The organism is Bradyrhizobium sp. 482_C4_N1_8, assembly GCF_052075965.1.
Lineage (GTDB): Bacteria > Pseudomonadota > Alphaproteobacteria > Rhizobiales > Xanthobacteraceae > Bradyrhizobium > Bradyrhizobium barranii.
Genome location: NZ_CP197231.1, coordinates 3,619,084 through 3,637,101, shown reverse-complemented (window position 1 = coordinate 3,637,101; position 18,018 = coordinate 3,619,084). Strand labels below are relative to the sequence as shown.

At 64.9% G+C, this 18,018-nt stretch carries 18 protein-coding genes and 1 tRNA gene; 12 read left to right on the top strand and 7 right to left on the bottom strand.

Translation table 11 applies throughout. The annotated features are described in order from the left end of the window. Positions 1-31: 31 nt before the first annotated feature. Entirely contained in the window at positions 32-2,446 is a 2,415-nt protein-coding gene (locus tag AB7Z56_RS17090) for an ATP-binding protein (protein ID WP_354124077.1), read from the bottom strand. Between the two features lie 307 nt (positions 2,447-2,753). Here AB7Z56_RS17090 and AB7Z56_RS17085 point away from each other — a divergent pair, with 307 nt between their 5' ends. Further along, positions 2,754-3,467, top strand: coding sequence for a substrate-binding periplasmic protein (locus tag AB7Z56_RS17085; RefSeq protein WP_354124076.1), 714 nt, complete (start codon positions 2,754-2,756; stop codon positions 3,465-3,467). A gap of 10 nt (positions 3,468-3,477) precedes the next feature. On the opposite strand, the gene AB7Z56_RS17080 is transcribed toward AB7Z56_RS17085, so the two are convergent. Then, entirely contained in the window at positions 3,478-3,681 is a 204-nt protein-coding gene (locus tag AB7Z56_RS17080; protein ID WP_354124075.1) for a hypothetical protein, read from the bottom strand. 26 nt (positions 3,682-3,707) lie between these two features. Then, on the bottom strand, positions 3,708-3,917 hold the full coding sequence (locus AB7Z56_RS17075) for a hypothetical protein (RefSeq protein ID WP_014494462.1): 210 nt from the start codon (positions 3,915-3,917) through the stop codon (positions 3,708-3,710). A 167-nt stretch (positions 3,918-4,084) separates the two neighbouring features. On the opposite strand from AB7Z56_RS17075, the gene AB7Z56_RS17070 reads away from it, so the two are divergent. Next, positions 4,085-4,465, top strand: coding sequence for a YciI family protein (locus AB7Z56_RS17070; protein WP_135216597.1), 381 nt, complete (start codon positions 4,085-4,087; stop codon positions 4,463-4,465). A gap of 9 nt (positions 4,466-4,474) precedes the next feature. Here AB7Z56_RS17070 and AB7Z56_RS17065 read toward each other — a convergent pair whose 3' ends face one another. Continuing rightward, positions 4,475-5,065, bottom strand: coding sequence for a TMEM175 family protein (locus AB7Z56_RS17065; protein WP_354124074.1), 591 nt, complete (start codon positions 5,063-5,065; stop codon positions 4,475-4,477). Between the two features lie 128 nt (positions 5,066-5,193). Between AB7Z56_RS17065 and AB7Z56_RS17060 the strand changes: the two genes are divergently transcribed. From AB7Z56_RS17060 to AB7Z56_RS17025, 8 genes are all read left to right on the top strand, one after another. After that, positions 5,194-7,251 carry an ATP-dependent helicase gene (locus AB7Z56_RS17060; RefSeq protein ID WP_354124073.1) on the top strand — a complete coding sequence of 686 codons (2,058 nt, stop codon included), beginning with the start codon at positions 5,194-5,196 and terminating at the stop codon, positions 7,249-7,251. Positions 7,252-7,364: 113 nt separating this feature from the next. Further along, a complete protein-coding gene (locus AB7Z56_RS17055; protein ID WP_063982543.1) occupies positions 7,365-8,288 on the top strand; it encodes a LysR substrate-binding domain-containing protein in 924 nt (307 codons plus the stop codon). 257 nt (positions 8,289-8,545) lie between these two features. Continuing rightward, positions 8,546-9,616 carry an ABC transporter ATP-binding protein gene (locus tag AB7Z56_RS17050; RefSeq protein ID WP_225005249.1) on the top strand — a complete coding sequence of 357 codons (1,071 nt, stop codon included), beginning with the start codon at positions 8,546-8,548 and terminating at the stop codon, positions 9,614-9,616. A gap of 45 nt (positions 9,617-9,661) precedes the next feature. Continuing rightward, positions 9,662-10,726, top strand: coding sequence for an ABC transporter substrate-binding protein (locus AB7Z56_RS17045; protein ID WP_354124072.1), 1,065 nt, complete (start codon positions 9,662-9,664; stop codon positions 10,724-10,726). 93 nt (positions 10,727-10,819) lie between these two features. Further along, positions 10,820-11,698, top strand: coding sequence for an ABC transporter permease (locus AB7Z56_RS17040; protein ID WP_084795074.1), 879 nt, complete (start codon positions 10,820-10,822; stop codon positions 11,696-11,698). Next, positions 11,695-12,495 carry an ABC transporter permease gene (locus AB7Z56_RS17035; protein WP_063982540.1) on the top strand — a complete coding sequence of 267 codons (801 nt, stop codon included), beginning with the start codon at positions 11,695-11,697 and terminating at the stop codon, positions 12,493-12,495. The genes AB7Z56_RS17040 and AB7Z56_RS17035 overlap by 4 nt, the downstream gene beginning before the upstream one ends. Positions 12,496-12,537: 42 nt before the next feature. Continuing rightward, a complete protein-coding gene (locus AB7Z56_RS17030) occupies positions 12,538-13,545 on the top strand; it encodes a dimethylarginine dimethylaminohydrolase family protein (RefSeq protein ID WP_063986281.1) in 1,008 nt (335 codons plus the stop codon). Between the two features lie 157 nt (positions 13,546-13,702). After that, positions 13,703-14,734 carry an LLM class flavin-dependent oxidoreductase gene (locus AB7Z56_RS17025; protein ID WP_063982539.1) on the top strand — a complete coding sequence of 344 codons (1,032 nt, stop codon included), beginning with the start codon at positions 13,703-13,705 and terminating at the stop codon, positions 14,732-14,734. Positions 14,735-14,855: 121 nt separating this feature from the next. Here the strand turns inward: AB7Z56_RS17025 and AB7Z56_RS17020 are convergent. Further along, positions 14,856-14,941 (bottom strand) — tRNA-Tyr (locus tag AB7Z56_RS17020). Between the two features lie 206 nt (positions 14,942-15,147). Between AB7Z56_RS17020 and rlmB the strand changes: the two genes are divergently transcribed. Continuing rightward, a complete protein-coding gene (rlmB, locus tag AB7Z56_RS17015) occupies positions 15,148-15,978 on the top strand; it encodes a 23S rRNA (guanosine(2251)-2'-O)-methyltransferase RlmB (RefSeq protein WP_441256373.1) in 831 nt (276 codons plus the stop codon). 125 nt (positions 15,979-16,103) lie between these two features. Here the strand turns inward: rlmB and AB7Z56_RS17010 are convergent, their stop codons facing one another. Continuing rightward, on the bottom strand, positions 16,104-16,619 hold the full coding sequence (locus AB7Z56_RS17010; RefSeq protein ID WP_063982537.1) for a hypothetical protein: 516 nt from the start codon (positions 16,617-16,619) through the stop codon (positions 16,104-16,106). Positions 16,620-16,675: 56 nt separating this feature from the next. Continuing rightward, positions 16,676-17,161 carry a hypothetical protein gene (locus tag AB7Z56_RS17005; protein WP_071912719.1) on the bottom strand — a complete coding sequence of 162 codons (486 nt, stop codon included), beginning with the start codon at positions 17,159-17,161 and terminating at the stop codon, positions 16,676-16,678. 307 nt (positions 17,162-17,468) lie between these two features. Here AB7Z56_RS17005 and AB7Z56_RS17000 point away from each other — a divergent pair, with 307 nt between their 5' ends. Then, positions 17,469-17,942 (top strand): hypothetical protein, encoded by a 474-nt coding sequence (locus AB7Z56_RS17000; protein WP_441256372.1) that lies wholly within the window; start codon positions 17,469-17,471, stop codon positions 17,940-17,942. Positions 17,943-18,018: the final 76 nt, after the last annotated feature.

The following is an 18,018-nucleotide window of genomic DNA, read 5'->3' as shown; positions in this document are numbered from 1 at the left end:
CGTGGGTGGCGCCTGCATGGATGAGCTCCGCTCAGGCCGGCGGCTTGCCTGCAAGCACCTCGCGGATCTTCTGCGACAGCTCCGATTTCCGGTACGGCTTCCTGAGCAGTGCCAGGCCGGGATCGAGATGTCCTTCGTGGACGATGGTGTCGTCGGTATAGCCGGAGGTGTAGAGCACGCTCGCCCCCGGCCGGCGGAGCCGGACGGCTTCGGCCAATTCCCGTCCGTTCATGCCGCCGGGCATGATGATGTCCGTGAACAGGAGATCGAATTTGACGCCCTGGTCGACCAGCGCAAGCGCGGCTGCGCCGTCGCTGGCGGCGAGCGTGCGATAGCCGAGGGTGCCGAGCTGGGCGATGACATAGCCCTGCACCAGCGGATCGTCCTCGACCACGAGGATCGTCTCGTGCCCGCGTGCCGCCGCGGGCGGCTGAACCGGCGCCGTCCTGGCCGGCGCCTCGCCCTTCGACCGCGGCAGGAACAGCCGCATCACCGTGCCGCGCCCCTCCTCGCTCTCGATGACGACGGTCCCGCCGGTCTGGCGGGCAAAGCCGTAGACCATGCTCAGCCCAAGTCCGGTGCCGCGGCCGACGCCCTTGGTGGTGAAGAACGGCTCGAACACGCGCTCGCGGATATCTGCCGGGATGCCATGACCGGTGTCGGCCACCGCGATCATCACGAAGGCGCCGCGCATGACATCGCCGTCGCCGGCACCGCTGGTGCCGTCGAGCTCGCGGTTTGCGGTCTCCAGCGTGAGCCGGCCGCCGCCCGGCATCGCGTCACGCGCATTGACGGCGAGATTGACGATCGCCGACGAGAGCTGCGACGGATCTGCCATCGCGGACCAGGCGTCGTCCGCGAGCCGGGTCACGATCTCGATATGCTCGCCGAGGATCGGCTTGAGCAGCTTCGCGGTTTCGACCACGAGTGCGTTGACGTCGATGTCGCGGGGCTCCAGCGGCTGGCGGCGCGCGAAGGTCAGGAGCTGCGAGGTGATCTCGGCGCCGCGCGCCGCCGCATCGTCGATCAGTTGTGCGATCGCGGCGAACTCGGGCTTGTCCGCAAGCCCCTCCTGGATGATCTCGATGGTGCCGGTGATGACCGTGAGCACGTTGTTGAAGTCGTGAGCGACGCCGCCGGTGAGCTGACCGATCGCGTCCATCTTCTGGGATTGGCGCAGCCGCTCCTCGGCCTCGTGCTGCACCGTGAGGTCGGTGGCCGACCCGCGATAGCCCATGAAGCGTCCGTCCGCCGCGAAGATCGGCTGGCCGTTGACGTTGAAATGATGCATGCGGCCGGCCACGTCGCGCCCGCGATACTCGAACTTCCGGAACGGCTCGTGGCGGTCCAAGGTCGCCACGTGCGCGCGCCATTTCTCAGGCTCGGCGTCGCGGTCGGAGGCGGCATCTGTGCGGTGCTTGCCGACCAGCGCCTTGTTGTCCATGCCGAAGGCGCCGGCCCGGTCGGATACGTAGGTGAAGCGATGATCCGGTCCGGTCTCCCAGAACCAGTCGGACGCGGTCTCGGCATAGTCGCGGAAACGCTCTTCACTGGCACGCGCGTCCTCTTCGGCGCGCCGGCGGATATTCAGGTCGCGCTCGAGATTTGCGTTGGCCTCGCGCAGCTCGCCATAGGCGCGCTCGAGGTTCGCGCACATCGCGTTGAAGGCGTCGATCACCTTGTCCAGCTCGTCGGGATCGCGGGGCGGCCGGCGCTCGAGGTGCAAAGGCGGCGGCGGCCGCGACAGGCTGTATTGGCCGACGAACTCGGCGATGGCGGCCAGATGCCGCGTCACCAGCAGATGGAACATGTAGATGATGAACAGCGAGACGACAAAGGTCTTCGCGGCCTGGCTTGCCAGGATGACCAGGGCCCGGTTCAGCAATTGCTGATAGACCTCGGCCAGCGTCGCCTCGACATGGAGCACGCCGATCGGGCGTGACGTCCCCTGGACGCTGTAGTTCAGCGGATAGTCGCGTGTCACGGCTGAGCGGGTGCTCGGCTCGCCGACCGCGACACGGATCGGATTGGGACGATCGGCGATCTCGCGCACCTCGGCGGCGCGGATGTCGGGCAGCCGCAGGATGCCGTCGAGCTGGAGCTTGAGCTGGTTCTGGTCGAGATTCCACAGGCTCTCGCCGAGGCTTCCGGTCGTGCTGCGGCCGATCTCGTCGAGCCGCGTCTCGATGACGCCGACCTCGCGGTCGTAGTCGAGATAGAGCTGAAGGGCGGTCAGCATCAGCGTGACGATCGAGGAGAACAGCAGCACGGCGGCCAGCAGGCGCGGCCCGACGCCGCTGCGCGACCAGTTGAAGATCCGCGACAGCAGCGCTCCGATCATCCCTGGCGCAAATGCAGCACCGATCCCGCTCAAATCCTGCTTCGCGGCCGCTGGGGCACCGGCGCGACTGCTGCGCTTGGAGTCCTCGTCGCCTGCGTTGGCCATGCACCACGTCCCCGGAATGGCGGCCCCCTGCTCCGCACGGCGGGTCGCAGCCGCGAGCAATTCGACAGTTGAAATTCTCTCATCACGCGACCTGCGTGGCGATCCTGCCGGCCCTTGGGCGGCTTGGCTGGGTCTTGTCTTGCGCCCAGCAGCAGGATTCCCGCGCAAACTATCACTTCGCGTACTGGAATGACATTGGTTAAAGTCCGCAGTCGCCTGCAAGACGGGCGAGCGGTGCGGCCGCCACGCCGGTGGATCGCGGCCGTCCGAATCCAATGGTAGCCATGCAGGGCAAAGGAGACGCGTCATGTGGCGGATCATCGTCGCCTGCCTGTCATTGCTCGCCGCCGCTCCGTCGCACGCGCAGGAGCTGATCCGGCTGGCGCGGATCGCCGACATCCCCGATCAATATGTCGGCGGCGAGATGCTTCGGGCCGTCTACGCCAAGCTGAATATCAAGCTGGAGTTCGAGGACGTCCCCGGCAAGCGCGCGCTGGCGCTGTCGAGCGCCGGCGAGGTCGATGGCGAGATCCAGCGGATCGGAACGCTCTCCAGCGACTACCCGACGCTGATTCAGGTGACGCCGGCGATCAACTACATCGAGCCGGCGGTCTTCGCGACGAAACTTCGTTTCGACGTCGCCGGCTGGAATTCGATCAGGGAGTACAGCATCGGAATCGTCCGCGGCGTCGGCTCCTCAGAGGCCGGGACACGCGGCATGGCCCGCGTCACCGCGACCACCAGCCTCGAGAACATGATCAGGATGCTCGACGCCGACCGTTTCGAGGTGATGGTCACCGACCTCTTCAGCGGGCTCGTCGCGGTGAGGAAACTCAATCTGCAGGCCAGGATTGTCCCGCTCTCGCCTCCGCTGGAGCGCATCCACATCTACCATTATTTGCACGAACGCCATCGCGATCTGGTGCCGAAGGTCGGCAAGGTGATCGCGCAGATGGAAGCGAGCGGCGAGCTGGCCACGCTGCGCGAGGCGCTGGTCAAACAGGTCCTGAGTGCGCCGTGACGGCGCCGGGTCAGCTCGCGCGAAGCCGCTCACGCAGGGCAACGGCGGCAATCAACACGCCGACGCACCAGGCCATGACCGCCCGATGAGGCTCGTCGCCGAGCACCACGGTGATGGTGCTCGTCAGCAAGCACGGCGCGATTGCCTTTCGCGTCCGGCTCATCAGCGCAAGCAGGAACGGCATCGCCGCGATCGATATTTGCAGGACGTCCATGTCGAGAGACGGTGTCGCCGAAGGCGTCAGAAGCCACACACATTGAGCGCGCGCGGGCGTTTTCCGCGGCGGCTTTCGACGATCCGCTCGCCGCCGTTCTCGGCCGAGCTGCCGTAATAGCGGTGGTGGCCGGACTGGTCGTGCAAATCCGCGGCTTCCGACTTTCCCGCCCGACGCGCGTCGCAGATGATCTTTATGGTCGACATGGCCGCCTCCGAAGTGTTCTTGGTGGCCATCAGTCGCCTCGGCTTTGGGCAGCGTTCACCTCCGAGGGCGGCAATCGGGTTTCAGGACGGTTTCGTCGCAACTTCCGCGACGCAATATGTTAGTCTCCGGGATTGTCGGTCTCGGCGGCGCTCATACATCCTTCCGACTGCGAGCTTGAAAAACAAACGAGGTGACGATGCTTTACGCCATCCTGGCCTACCACGTGGAAGACGAGATTTTGTCCTGGACGCCCGAGCAGGACGCCGCGGTCGTGGCCAAAGTGATCGAGGTTCAGGCGCCCTTGAGGGCAAGCGGACACCTTGGGCCGGCCGCTCGTCTGGATGAGACCCGAAAGGCGCACACCTTGCGCGGCCCCGGCGCGGGCATGGTGCTGGACGGCCCGTTTGCCGAGACCAAGGAGCAGCTTCTCGGCTTCCATCTCGTCGACTACGATACCGATGAGGAAGCGATCGCGGCGGCGCGGAAGCTGCGCGAGGTCAACCCGTCGGCGGTCTACGAAATCCGCCCGGTCAAGCTTTACGTGCCGGTCGACGGGTTCGGCGCGACAAAAGGGTGAGCCGCCACCTCACGCGCCTGGCCCGGTCGGTGCGACATAGAAGCGCTGGATCAGCAGCCCGCCAAAGGCGATGAACCACACGTAGGGCGCGACGTGCGGCGCGAAGGCCGCAACGATCGTGCCCGGAATGAACACCAGCAGCGGAAAAATCGAGGCCATGATCTCGTGGCGCCAACCGCCCAAAATCGTCCACCACAGCCAGGCATTGAGGCCGGCGATCGCGGTCAGATGCAGGCCGTAGAGCACGGCCACCGCGCTGCTCATGCTGTAATTGGTGTAGAGGCCGTTGGTCACCGGCAGCAGCACGATCGAGAGCAGGAAGAACAGGTTGAGGATCACCATGCCGCGGCTGCCCACGGGCTGGCGCGCGAGCCGGCGGTGATGGCTGATCCAGAACACGCCGGCGATGATGAAGCTGAGCGCGAGACCGGCGAGCTTGCCGGAATAGACATGGGCGAGATCGCTCCAGCTCGGGGCACTGGTGAACACCGCGGCCTTGGGCAGGTCGTAGGCGAGCAGCGTCATCGCGACACCAAAGATGGTGTTGCTGAGCGACTCCAGCCGCCGCATCTCGAACTGGTCGGGCTTGAGCTCGGTCATGCCGGTTGCGTGGTTCTCGGGCTGGAACTTCGGGCCGTCTTGTCCCTAGGTCTTAACATTGGTTCCGTCCAGCCGCATTGCGATTCGCGCCGGGATCGCCGACTCTCACCCTTTCACCGGGGCGATTCGTGGCGACATATCTGGACACGCTCAATGTGGAGCAGCGCCGCGCCGTGGAGCATGGCGTCGCAGATGGCGCGACCGTGGGCGCCCCCCTGCTCGTCATCGCCGGCGCGGGCTCCGGCAAGACCAATACGCTCGCCCATCGCGTCGCGCACCTGATCGTCGCAGGCGCCGATCCACGCCGCATCCTCCTGATGACGTTCTCCCGCCGCGCCGCGGCCGAGATGGCCGGCCGGGTCGAGCGCATCGCCCGAAAGGTGCTGGGCGAGAACAATGCCGCGATCATGCGCGACGCCCTCACCTGGGCCGGCACGTTCCATGGCATCGGCGCGCGGCTCCTGCGCGAATATGCCGAGCGGATTGGCGTCGATCCAGCCTTCACCATCCACGACCGCGAGGATTCCGCCGACCTGATGAATCTGGTTCGGCACGAGCGCGGCCTGTCGAAGACCGAGAGCCGCTTTCCGGCCAAGGGCACCTGCCTGTCGATCTACTCGCGCTGCGTCAATGCCGAGATGGAGATCGAAAAGGTGCTCGGCCAGCACTATCCCTGGTGTGCGGGCTGGGCCGCCGAACTGAAGGGCCTGTTCGCGGCCTATGTCGAGGCCAAGCAGGCCCAGCACGTTCTGGACTACGACGACCTCCTGCTCTACTGGTCGCAGATGATGAGCGATGCGCTGATCGCCGAAGAGATCGGCGGCCGCTTCGATCACGTGCTGGTCGACGAATATCAGGACACCAACCGCCTGCAATCCTCGATCCTGCTGGCGCTGAAGCCGGATGGACGCGGGCTGACCGTGGTCGGCGACGACGCGCAGTCGATCTATTCGTTCCGCGCCGCCACCGTCCGCAACATCCTGGATTTTCCGCAAAGCTTCTCCCCCCACGCCGAGATGATCACGCTCGACCGCAACTACCGCTCGACGCAACCCGTGCTGGCGGCGGCCAACGGCGTCATCGGGCTTGCGCGCGAGCGCTTCACCAAGAACCTGTGGACCGACCGCACCTCGTCGCAGAAGCCGCAGCTCGTCACCGTCCACGACGAGGCCGACCAGGCGCGCTACATCGTCGAGGAGGTGCTGGCCAACCGCGAGCAAGGCGCGCTGCTCAAGCACCAGGCGGTGCTGTTCCGCACGTCCTCGCATTCCGGTCCGCTGGAGATCGAGCTGACCCGCCGCAACATCCCCTTCGTCAAGTTCGGCGGACTGAAATTTCTCGATGCCGCGCACGTCAAGGACGTGCTGGCGCTGCTGCGCTTTGCCGAAAATCCGCGCGACCGCGTCGCCGGTTTCCGCATCCTGCACCTGTTGCCGGGCGTCGGCCCCGCCACCGCGCAGCGCGTGCTCGACCAGATGGCGGAAAGCACCGATCCGCTTGCCGCGCTCGGCCAGCTTGCGGTGCCGCCACGCACCGGCGCCGACTGGACCGACTTCGTCCGCACGGTCGGAAATCTGCGTTACTCGGAATGGCCCGCCGATCTCGAGCGCGTGCGGCTCTGGTATAAGCCGCATCTCGATCGCATCCACGAGGATTCCGAGACGCGCCGCGCCGACCTCATGCAGCTCGAGCAGATCGCGAGTGGCTATGCCTCGCGCGAAAAATTCCTGACCGAGCTCACGCTCGACCCGCCGGATGCGACCAGCGACAAATCAGGTCCTCCGCTCCGCGACGAGGACTATCTGATCCTCTCCACCATCCATTCGGCCAAGGGCCAGGAATGGAAGTCGGTGTTCGTGCTCAACGTCGTCGACGGCTGCATGCCGTCGGATCTCGGCGCCGGCACCTCGGCCGAGCTCGAGGAGGAGCGCCGCCTGCTCTATGTCGCGATGACGCGCGCCAAGGACGATCTGCACCTCGTCGTGCCGCAGCGCTTCTTCACCCACGGCCAGCAAGCCAAGGGCGACCGCCACGTCTACGCCTCGCGCACCCGCTTCATCCCGGAATCCCTCGTCTATCTGTTCGAGCGCACCGCCTGGCCGAAGGCGGCTTCGGCTGCGGCCCGCGCGGCGGCGCAGGGCCCGAAGATCGATATCGGGGCCCGGATGCGCGGGATGTGGCGGTAGGTGGACCCGAATCCCAGTACATCGATCCCTCGGATTGGCGCGGATCCTGCTTTCGCTGACTGGTTTGGTGAGCTAGATCATCTGGAAAGAGGTGGCTTTTGCCAGAGGATCGCTTGTCACTGCGGCTTCCGTCGCTCAATGCCCTGAGAGCCTTCGAGGCTGTCGGCCGCACCGGCAGCATCAAGGCGGCAAGCGATGAATTGTCGGTGAGTCCGACCGTCGTCTCCCGACACATCCGCAAGCTCCAGCTCGACCTCAATGTCGCGCTGGTTGCGGCGCACGGACGCGGCCTGCTGCTGACGGCCGCCGGCGAAGCATTCCACGCTCGGGTCACCCGCGCCTTCGACATCCTGCGCCAGGCCAACGAAGATGTTCGTCCGGCCAGCCGCCGAACCCTGACGATCTGGTGCATTCCCGGCATCATCAATCAGCGCCTGCTCGCCCGTTTGCCCGCGCTCATGGCCAGCCTGCCGAACTACGACATCGCCCTGTATCCAACGCTGTCGCGTGCGGACTTCACGCGCGGCGAGGCTGATGCCGAGATCGTTCACATGAACATGATGATCAGCCGCCCGAAGGTCAGGACCGAGCTGATCGCGGCGCCGAAGATTCATGCCGTCGCAAGCCCCGCGTTCAGGGCGCGCCATCCCGTCGTCACTCAGGCTTCCGATTTCCTGAACCTGCCGCTGATCCACGAAGCCTCGACGCTCTATTGGGAGCAATGGTTCGAAAATGCGGGGGTCACCGACCTGCCGATGTTGCGAGGACCGCACCTCTGGCATGCCCATCTGACGATCGAGGCCGCAAGACAGGGACAAGGCGTCGCACTCGCAAACACGCTGCTCGTCGAGGAGGACCTCGCCGCAGGCAGACTGGTCGATCTTAGCCCTCACCCCGTCAGTCTCGGCGGTTACTACTTCGTCGCTGTTGCCAGACGTTGGGGCGACCCCGAACTGGTGGTGCTGCGCCGCTGGTTGAAGGAAGCATTCCAGGGGGGCATCGCCAGGACAATCGATGCGGCGGCTCGTTCTGAATAGGCCGCCTGTCCAGCGACAACGCCGACGCTCATCGTCGGCACACCGAACGCACTGATTGCAACCGTCGGCCACCGGCGGGTCAATCGTTCAAAAAACACACCATACAGATGCAAATTAGATGATTGTTGCGATTTTAGCTCTCGGCCAATCTGCAGGGATACACGGATCTCCGCACGTTCTGCCGCCGTAGCCAGAAGACGAGAATGACCAGCAACAATTTCATAAGTGTGTCAGCTTCCGCAGGAGTTGATCACGATTTGAAGATCGAGAGGCTCGTCAAGTTCTACGGAGACTTCGCCGCGCTGAACGATGTGTCCCTCACGGTCAAGCGCGGAGAATTTCTGACGCTGCTGGGGCCCTCGGGCTCAGGCAAGACCACGCTGCTGATGTCCATCGCCGGCTTCGTCCAGCCCGATCGCGGCGACATCCTGCTGGGCGGACAGAGCATCCTGCGACTCCCTCCCGAGCAGCGGAATTTCGGTATGGTGTTCCAGGGCTACGCCCTGTTTCCGCACATGACCGTGTACGACAACGTCGCGTTCCCGCTGAAGGTGCGCAAACGGCCTGCCGCCGAGATCAAGAGCAAGGTCGATGCCGCCATCGATCTGGTGCAGCTGAGCTCGCAAGCCGGCCGCTATCCGCGCCAGCTCTCCGGCGGCCAGCAGCAACGCGTCGCGCTTGCCCGCGCGATGGTCTTCACGCCTCACCTGCTTCTGCTGGACGAGCCGCTGAGCGCGCTCGACAAGAAGCTGCGCGCAGAGCTGCAGGACGAGCTGAAGCGATTGCACAAGCGGATCGGCCTGACCTTCATCTACGTCACCCATGACCAGGACGAAGCCCTGTCGATGTCAGACCGGATCGTGGTGATGCGAGACGGCAAGATGGTCCAGCAGGGATCGCCGACCGAGCTGTACGAGCGGCCCGCGACAAGCTTCGTCGCCAACTTTCTCGGCAAGAGCAATTTCCTCAAGGGCAGCGTGGACAATCACGTGGCCGGCGGCTTCGTGCTGACCCATCAGGGCGTGCGGATCATCCAGGCGAGCGACGACTGCAATCGCCCGGCGATCGGCCAGCCCGTCGTGATCGCCCTGAGGCCGGAGAAGATCACCCTCGCCGGCAAAACCGGTCAACCCGACAATACGCTCAAAGGCGTCGTCTCCGAGTGGAGCTATCTGGGCTCACAATTCCGGCTCGTGGTCGCCACGCCGGAATTCGGCGACGTCGTCGTGATGATGCCGACCTGGCGACATGGCGAGCCGCCCGTCGCCGGCGACGCCGTAACGATCGGTTGGGACCACAGCGCCGGGACGCTGGTCACCGATGCCTGAACTGCAGTGCCGCAACAGTCGAAACGAACGAATGGGGCTTCCGTCATGAACGAACGCAATTCAATTTTCACCCCGACCCGGCGCGCCCTCCTGAAGGGAGGCGCCAGCCTTCTCGCCGCTCCCGCAGTGTTCGCCGCCGGCGCTGCCCGCGCAGAGGCGCGCAAGGAGGTCGTCGTGGTCAACTACGGCGGCGCCGCCATGAAGGCTTTCGACGAAGCCTATGTGCAGCCCTTCGCCGCGCAGGGCGGCCGCATGGTGCTGGACGGCAGCGGCCCCCTCAACGGCAAGATCCTGACGATGGTCCAGTCTCGCAACGTCACCTGGGACATCTGCGATTGCGGCGTTACGACGCTGGCCGAGCTCGGGCCGCGCAACGCCCTGGAGAAGATCGACTACAGCATCGTCGACAAGAGCAAGGTCGCCACGGAATTCGCCTACGAGAACGGCGTCGTGAACTACATGTTCTCCTCCGTGCTCGCCTGGGACACGGCGAAGGTCAAGGAGACGCCGACCCTCGCAGACTTCTTCGACTTGAAGAAATATCCAGGCCGCCGCATGGTCCGCAAGGATTCCCAGGCCATGCTCGAGCTGTGCCTGATCGCCGACGGTGTCCCGCCCGACCAGCTCTATCCGCTGGACGTCAAGCGCGCCTTCACCAAGCTCGGAACCATCAAGAAGGATGTGCTCTACTGGAACAGCGGCGCCGAAAGCCAGAGCCTGATGCGGGACGGCGAATGCGTCATGGGCCTGTTGTGGCACACCCGCGCCAACGTCCTCAAGGCCGAGACCAATAACCGCATCGCCTACACCTTCAAGGACGGTCTTCTGCAGCCCGGCTTGTGGGTCGTGCCGAAGAACAATCCGGCCGGCGCCGAGGCCTTCCGCGCCATCGCCTCCATGCAGCAGCCGGAGGGGCAGGTGAAACTTCTGACTGCGATGGGCAACGGTCCCTCCAACCCGGCGGCCCAGTCCATGGTGCCGGAAGCGCTGCGCGCGACCAATCCGGCCGATCCCGCAAACGCAGCGGTTCAGGCCAGGATCAACGCGGCCTGGTACATCGAAAACCATTCCAAGACCTTCCAGGCCTATCTGGATTTCATCTCCTCCTGACGTCCGTTACCGGCGGCGTGGCGCTCCTCGGCGCCGCGCTGCCAAAACCTCGCCAAAACCGCGCAAAGCCCCGAGCGCCCGGGTCCGATATCGATGAGCTCTCCTGCAGATCAGCTGACGCCCTCGCCGTCCCGTCCGGGCTTCGGCGTAACCGCGCGCTACTGGCTGCTGATCCTGCCGGCCCTGGCGCTGATGATCGTTTGTTATATCTACCCGATCTCGAAGGTGCTCTGGTTGAGCGTCACCGAGCCGCAGCCGGGCCTCGACAACTACGCCATGCTTGCGACCAGCGCGTCGATCCAACGCATGCTGGCGACGACGGCGCGCATCAGCGTCATCAGCACGCTGATCACGCTCGTGCTCGCCTACATCGTATCTTACGCGCTGGTCCATTCGAGCGAGCGGGTCCGCCGCTGGATGTTCCTCGGCGTTCTCGTGCCGCTGTGGATCTCTGTCCTGGTGCGCGCCTTCGCCTGGTTTGTGCTGCTGCGGCGCGAGGGTCTCATCAACAACATCCTGATCTCAAGCGGACTGGTTGACGCTCCGCTCAGCCTGATCTGGAACGAGACCGGTGTGTTGATCGGCATGGTCCACTACATGCTGCCCTTCGGCATCCTCCCCATCTACGCCAACATGCGCGACATCGATCAACGATGCGTTGCCGCAGCCCGGGGCCTCGGCGCCAGCCGCGCCGTCGCGTTCCGCCAGGTGTTCCTGCCATTGTCGATGCCCGGAGTCGTCGGCGCCAGTATCCTCGTGTTCATCTTCTCCCTCGGCTTCTTCGTGACCCCGGCCATTCTCGGCGGCGGCAAGACTCTGATGATCGCCGAATATATCAAGGTCCAGATTCTCGAGATCGTCCGCTGGGGCGTCGGCAGTATGCTGGCCGGCACCCTGCTCATCATCATCGGCGGGCTGCTTGTCGCGCTCGCCCGCGTCGTCGATCTGCGCAAGCTGTTCGGGTCCATATGAGCACCAGCAGCACCGCATTCGAAGGCTCCTCGCCTATGACGCGCTCGATCGCATGGGCGATTATCTGCTTTCTCGTCCTGCCCATCACCATCGTCTTCGCGGTGTCGCTGACCGATCGTCCCTATCTGTCGCTGCCTCGCGACGGCGTCTCGCTGCAATATTATCGCAACCTGCTGACCAGCCAGGCCTGGCTGACGAGCATCCTGCACAGCCTCGTCATCGCGATCTGCTCGACGGTCATCGCGACGGTCGCCGGAACGCTCTGCGCTATCGGATGCTGGCGTCTCGGCAACCGTGCCAGCAATATCGTCCGCCTCGTCATGCTGATGCCGATCATGGTGCCGACCATCGTCTACGCGCTCGGCATCTATCAGGTCTGGGTGGACCTCAGGCTGATCGATACCTACACCGGCGTGATCATCGCCCATGCGGTGACCGGCATGCCCTATGTGATCATCACCGTCTCGACGGCGCTCGCCGGCTTCGACCCCAGGCTCGAACAGGCGGCCCTCAACCTCGGCGCCAGCATTGGCCAGACGCTGCGCATGGTCATCATCCCGAACATTCTGCCGGGCATCATCTCCGGTGTGATCTTCGCCTTCATCCACAGTTGGGATGAGCTGGTGATCGTGCTGTTCATTGCCGGCCGCGGGGTTTTCACGCTTCCGCGGCGGATGTGGGACGGCATCAACGAACAACTCGATCCCACCATGGCCGCAGTCGCCGCCGTGCTCATCCTGATCACGGTCAGTCTTCTCTTCATCGATATCGCAGTCCGGGCGTACCGCTCGCGTTGAGCCCGCATGCGCCACACCAACCACTTCCCGCAGGAGCCCCTCATGTCGATCATTTCCGAGCCAGAATTTCGCTACAACATGCTGATCAAAGCGTTTCCGTCGCGCGCCGAACCGGCCTTCGAGACGGAATCGGAGCAGGTCGGCGTTTGGGGGCGCCGCTGGGGCTGCAACAACGACGTCGGCCAGATCCGGATGGTGCTCATGCATCGCCCCGGCGCCGAGTTGAATATCGTTGACGCGAACAAGCGCCTGCCCGAGATCGGCGCCTTCGGCGACCCCGAGCAAGGCTGGTACTGGCGCGGCGACGTGATCCCGGATCTGGCCGCACAGCAGAGCCAGCATGACGCGCTCGCTCAGGCGTTACGCGAGGAAGGCGCGGAGGTCGTCTATGTCGATCAATGCGCGCCGGGCAAGATGAAGACCGTCTACACGCGCGACAGCGTGATTGCCGTCGACGGCGGCGCCATCGTCACCCGCCTCGGCCCCCCGATCAGGCGCGGGGAAGAGCTGCCGGTCAGCCGTACCCTGGCCAAGCTCGGGATGCCGATCCTCAGGACGATCTCCGGCACGGGACTCATGGAAGGTGGCAGCTTCGCCTTCATCACGCCCAAGGTCGCGGTCGTGGGGCTGTCGAGCCGCGTCGACGAGGAAGGCGCGCGCCAGCTCGAGGAAGTGTTGCGCACGCAGGGCGTGGAGCTGCTGCGCGTCCAGCTGACCGGCTATCGGCTGCACATCGACGGCATGTTCGTGATGATCGACCGCGATACCGCCTTCGTGAACCCGACGTTGCTACCGTTCTGGTTCCTTGAAAAACTGAAGGAACTCGGGATTCGCCAGATCGAGGTCTGTCCCGATGACCAGAACTGGGTGATCAATTGTCTCGCCGTACGCCCGGGCCATGTCATCGTGCCCGAAGGCATTTCGCCGCGGACCATGGAGAAATTCGTCAAGGCCGGCATCACCACGCGCGTTGTGGCTTACGACAAGGTCGCGCTCGGCGGCGGCGGCATCCACTGCTCGACCTCGCCGCTGATCCGCGATCCGCTCTGACTGTCATGAGCACGAGGCGGCAACGACATCTGCCGCCTCGTGACCGCGCAGAGAGCAAGGGTCTACCAAACGGAAACCGAGCATTTCCGAAACCCGCCTTGTGACCCGGCGGCCATCCACCACATGTCGTCGATCCTCCCCCGCAGAGACCTGATCGATGACCGCACCGCTTCAATTCGGACTGGATACCTTTGGCGACGTCACCAAGGACGGCACAGGCAAGACGCTTGCGCATGCGCAGGTGATCCGCAACGTCGTCGACGAAGCCGTGCTGGCCGACGAGCTCGGCATCGACTTCATCGGCCTCGGCGAGCATCACCGATCTGATTTTGCGATCTCCTCGCCCGAGACCGTGCTGGCCGCGATCGCGTCGCGCACCAGGCGCATCCATCTCGGCTCGGCCGTGACGGTGCTGAGCTCGGACGACCCCATTCGCGTGTTCCAGCGCTTTGCCACGCTCGATGCGCTCTCCAACGGCCGCGCCGAGGTCATCCTCGGCCGCGGCTCCTTCACCGAATCCTTTCCGCTGTTCGGCTTCGACCTGCGCGCTTACGAGGCGCTGTTCGAGGAGAAACTCGACCTGTTCACGGCACTCTTGTCGCAGCAACCGGTGACCTGGGAGGGCAAGCTGCGTCCGCCGCTGAAAGAGCAGCTGATCTATCCGCCGGTCGAGAACGGCCGGCTTAAGACCTGGATCGGCGTCGGCGGCAGCCCGCAATCGGTGGTGCGCGCCGCGCATTACGACCTGCCCCTGATGCTCGCGATCATCGGCGGCGATCCCGCGCGCTTTGCGCCTTACGTCGATCTCTATCACCGCGCCTTCAAGGAGTTCGGCCGCCCGGCGCAGCCGATCGGCGTGCACTCGCCCGGTTACGTCGCCGAGACGGACGAACAGGCGCGCGAAGAGCTGTGGCCCGACTACAAGGCGATGCGCGACCGGATCGGCAAGGAGCGCGGCTGGCCGCCGATGGGCCGCGACGAGTTCGTCAATGAGGCCGAGCACGGCTCGCTCTATGTGGGCTCGCCGGAAACCGTCGCGCGCAAGATCGCCAAGACCGCAAAGGCGCTTGGCATTTCGCGCTTCCAGCTGAAGTATTCGGCGGGGCCTTTGCCGCACGAGAAGCTGATGCGGAGCATCGAGCTTTACGGGGGGAAAGTGGTGCCAATGGTCAGGGAGATGATGGGGTGACTTACGCTCTGGACCAGTCCGTCTGCGCCCTCCGGGCTACGGCGTGACAGCCTTCGCTAGCTTCGCGTGACGGTGATTTGGTCAGGCTTGCCCAGCCGTAGCTCGCGAAGCGAGCGAAGGCTGGTGGGGGAGGCAGGACTCGAACCTGCGAAGCCATGAGGCGGCTGATTTACAGTCAGCTCCCTTTGCCACTCGGGACACTCCCCCGCTCGACGGCAGCACAATCGGGCCGGACCTTGCCGGCGACCGAAGACGGCCATGGAACGTGAAGGCCGCGACAGCCCGGATGGGGGCGCGACCGGGCGCGTTTATGGGCGATGCGGTGGGGCAAAGTCAACCGAGGCGAACAGCTAAAATCGTCCCCGAAGCCACCCAAATTGCCATATTCCGGGACCCGTGACACAAGCGAGCCCATGAAGGATCGAAAATTTACCCCAAGGGGCCCCCGCGGCGGGGCTAAGCCCTTCAACAGGCCCGGAAAATCAGCCGGCCGGCCGGCCTGGCGCGACCGCGATTCGCAGTCCGACGGACCGGTCATCCTCTATGGCTGGCACACCGTGACCATGGCGCTCGCCAACCCTCAGCGGCAGATCCGCAAGCTGACGCTGACCGAGAACGCCGCAAAGCGGCTTGCGGACGAAAACATCGCGACCCGCGTCACGCCCGAGATCGTCCGGCCCCAGGAGATCGACCGCCTGCTGTCGCCCGACGCCGTGCACCAGGGCCTGCTGGCCGAGGCCGACGCCCTGCCCTCGCCCGACATCGAGACCCTGGACCAGGAAGGCATGGTGCTGGTGCTCGACCAGATCACCGATCCGCACAATGTCGGCGCCATCCTGCGCTCCGCAGCGGCTTTCGCGGTGAAGGCGATCGTCACCACGGCGCGCCACAGCCCCGAGGCAACCGGCGTGCTGGCCAAGGCCGCTTCCGGCGCTCTCGAGCTGGTGCCAATGGTGACCGTGCAGAACCTCGCCCGCGCACTCACCGCGCTGAACGAGCGCGGCTTCCAGACCGTTGGGCTGGACAGCGAAGGCAGCGAGGACCTCTCGAACGTCACGCTGCGCGAGCCGCTCGCGCTGGTGCTTGGTGCCGAAGGCAAGGGCCTGCGGCAATTGACCCGCGAGACATGCAGCGTCGTGGCGCGGCTCGACATGCCCGGCGAGATCAAGAGCCTCAACGTCTCCAACGCCGCCGTGCTCTCGCTCTATGTTGGCGCGGGCCGTCTCGGGTTGATGAAGCGCTAGAGCGTTTTCGAGCGAAGTGGATACCGGTTCGCGTCAAGAAAACGCGTCAAACTAAGAATCCAAAAAACAAAACGCCCGTCCGCATCGCGCGGACGGGCGTTTCGTCAACTCAACCAATCAAACGATCAGTAATAGCGGCGCAGCACGCGGTGGCCGCCGTAATACGGCGCGCGGTGGGCGTAGCCGTAGCGCGGACCGTAGCCGTAGTGCGTGCGCGGCAGATAGCCGTAGCGCGGGCCATAGCCGTAGCGATACGGACGGTAGTACGGGCGCTGATAGGGATAGGCGGCGGCGGCACGATAGCCATAGCCATTGCCGTAGCCATAACCACGGCCGTAGCCGTAGTTAGCGGGCGCGACGACCGCGTCCTCACGATAGGTAGGGTACGGCGCGAATGCGCCCGGTCCGGTGTAGGTCGGCCCCTGGTTGACGTAGTAATACTGCGTGGCTGGCTCGGCGAGGTGCTCAAAGCCCCATCCGCCATAACCCGGGCCATAGCCCCAGCTACCGCAACCCGTGTTGCAGCCGCTATAGACCGGCGCAACCGGTGCGCACGTGCTGAAGCCGCAAGCCGCGGCGGGCGCGGTGGCGACGAACATCACGGCAGCCGCCGCAACCAGTCCCGAAATCATCTGACGCATTACTCTCTCCTGTTGATTTTCGTATCTTGGATTTTTTCTTGAATTTTTGACGTTTCTTAAGTTGGCGGCCTTCCGGGCGCCTGTGCATGCGGCCGCGGCCGAGGACGCCGCGGACGGTCGTTGATCTCAGGCGCAAAGATCACCGGCGGCGGATTGACGGGCACGTCCATCTGCGGCGGCAGCGGCGCCGATTGCACACCCCAGCTCTGGTGATAGCTCTCGGCGGGCCTGGGCAATTTGCGGTTGGCGGGCGGCTCGACCTCGAGCCGGCCGTAGCCCGGCCGCAAGCCCATGGTCGGATAATAATGGCCGACGTCCTCGGGCTGCCGCTCGGCGATGTAGCGCCCGCCATAGATGGTCGGCTGCACCTGGACGTTCTTGCCGAGGCCCCAGACCCCCTCGACCACGCTGTAGGACGCGTCGATGTTGTCGATGATGATGGGCACGCCCGGGCGGCCGGGAACGACGATATCGAAGCCGCCGCCGGCAAACGCCGTCGCGGGCAATCCGATCAGAAAGGCGGCGAGCGCGAGAGCGCGCATGGAAGGATTCCGGTTTATCCGACGCTCATCCTATCCGATCGCCACGCGGAGAGGGTTAAGGCCCCCTCACCAATTTCCGGTAAGCCTAACGCGCAAGGGTCGACAGCGGCTCAAATGCCGCAAGCTGCGCTAGCGAAGCGTTAACGGGACACAAACCCGCCGCACATGCCGGATCGCACGAGGTTGCGTGGCGCAAACTTCACATCCTCGGCGGGCTCACGTCGATGTGACCCCACATGCGAGAAGCCGCGGAACGACTGCCGGATGGCGCGCTTAGCACAGGTCTCAACAACATGGAGCAAATGCCATGACGAGCCTGAAGCTTCTTGGCTTGGCCGCGATCGTCGCGTCCACGCTGGCAACACCGGCCTTCGCGCAAACCACAGTCGACAATTCGGGCCGCTGCACGGGGCTCTTCCAGGATCCCAATTGCCAGAATCTCACCCCCGGCAATCCCACCACCGATCGCGCCTCTCGGCGCCGGCACATGGCCCGCGGCCAAGTGAATCCGGATGACGGAACTCGATCGGGCTTCTGGCCGGTCGACACCGCAGGCGCCGTTGCTGGCGCCGCCGTCGGCACCGCGGCAGCCGTTGCATCCGCGCCGTTCCGCGGCTGGGACAATTCCTACGCCTATGACACTTCCGGTGGGTATGCCGGCGGCCGCAGCGAAATGGGCTGGTACGGCAATTGGGATACCTATGCGGCCCGCAACGGCATCGTTTGCCGGCTCGGGACCTGGTACAAGGGAGCGGACGGCCTCCAGCACATCTGCCAGTAACACGGCACAAGTCGGGTGAAGAGGATCAGGCGGCCCTACGGGCCGCCTGTTTCATGGCGGCGAAACGCACCTCTGG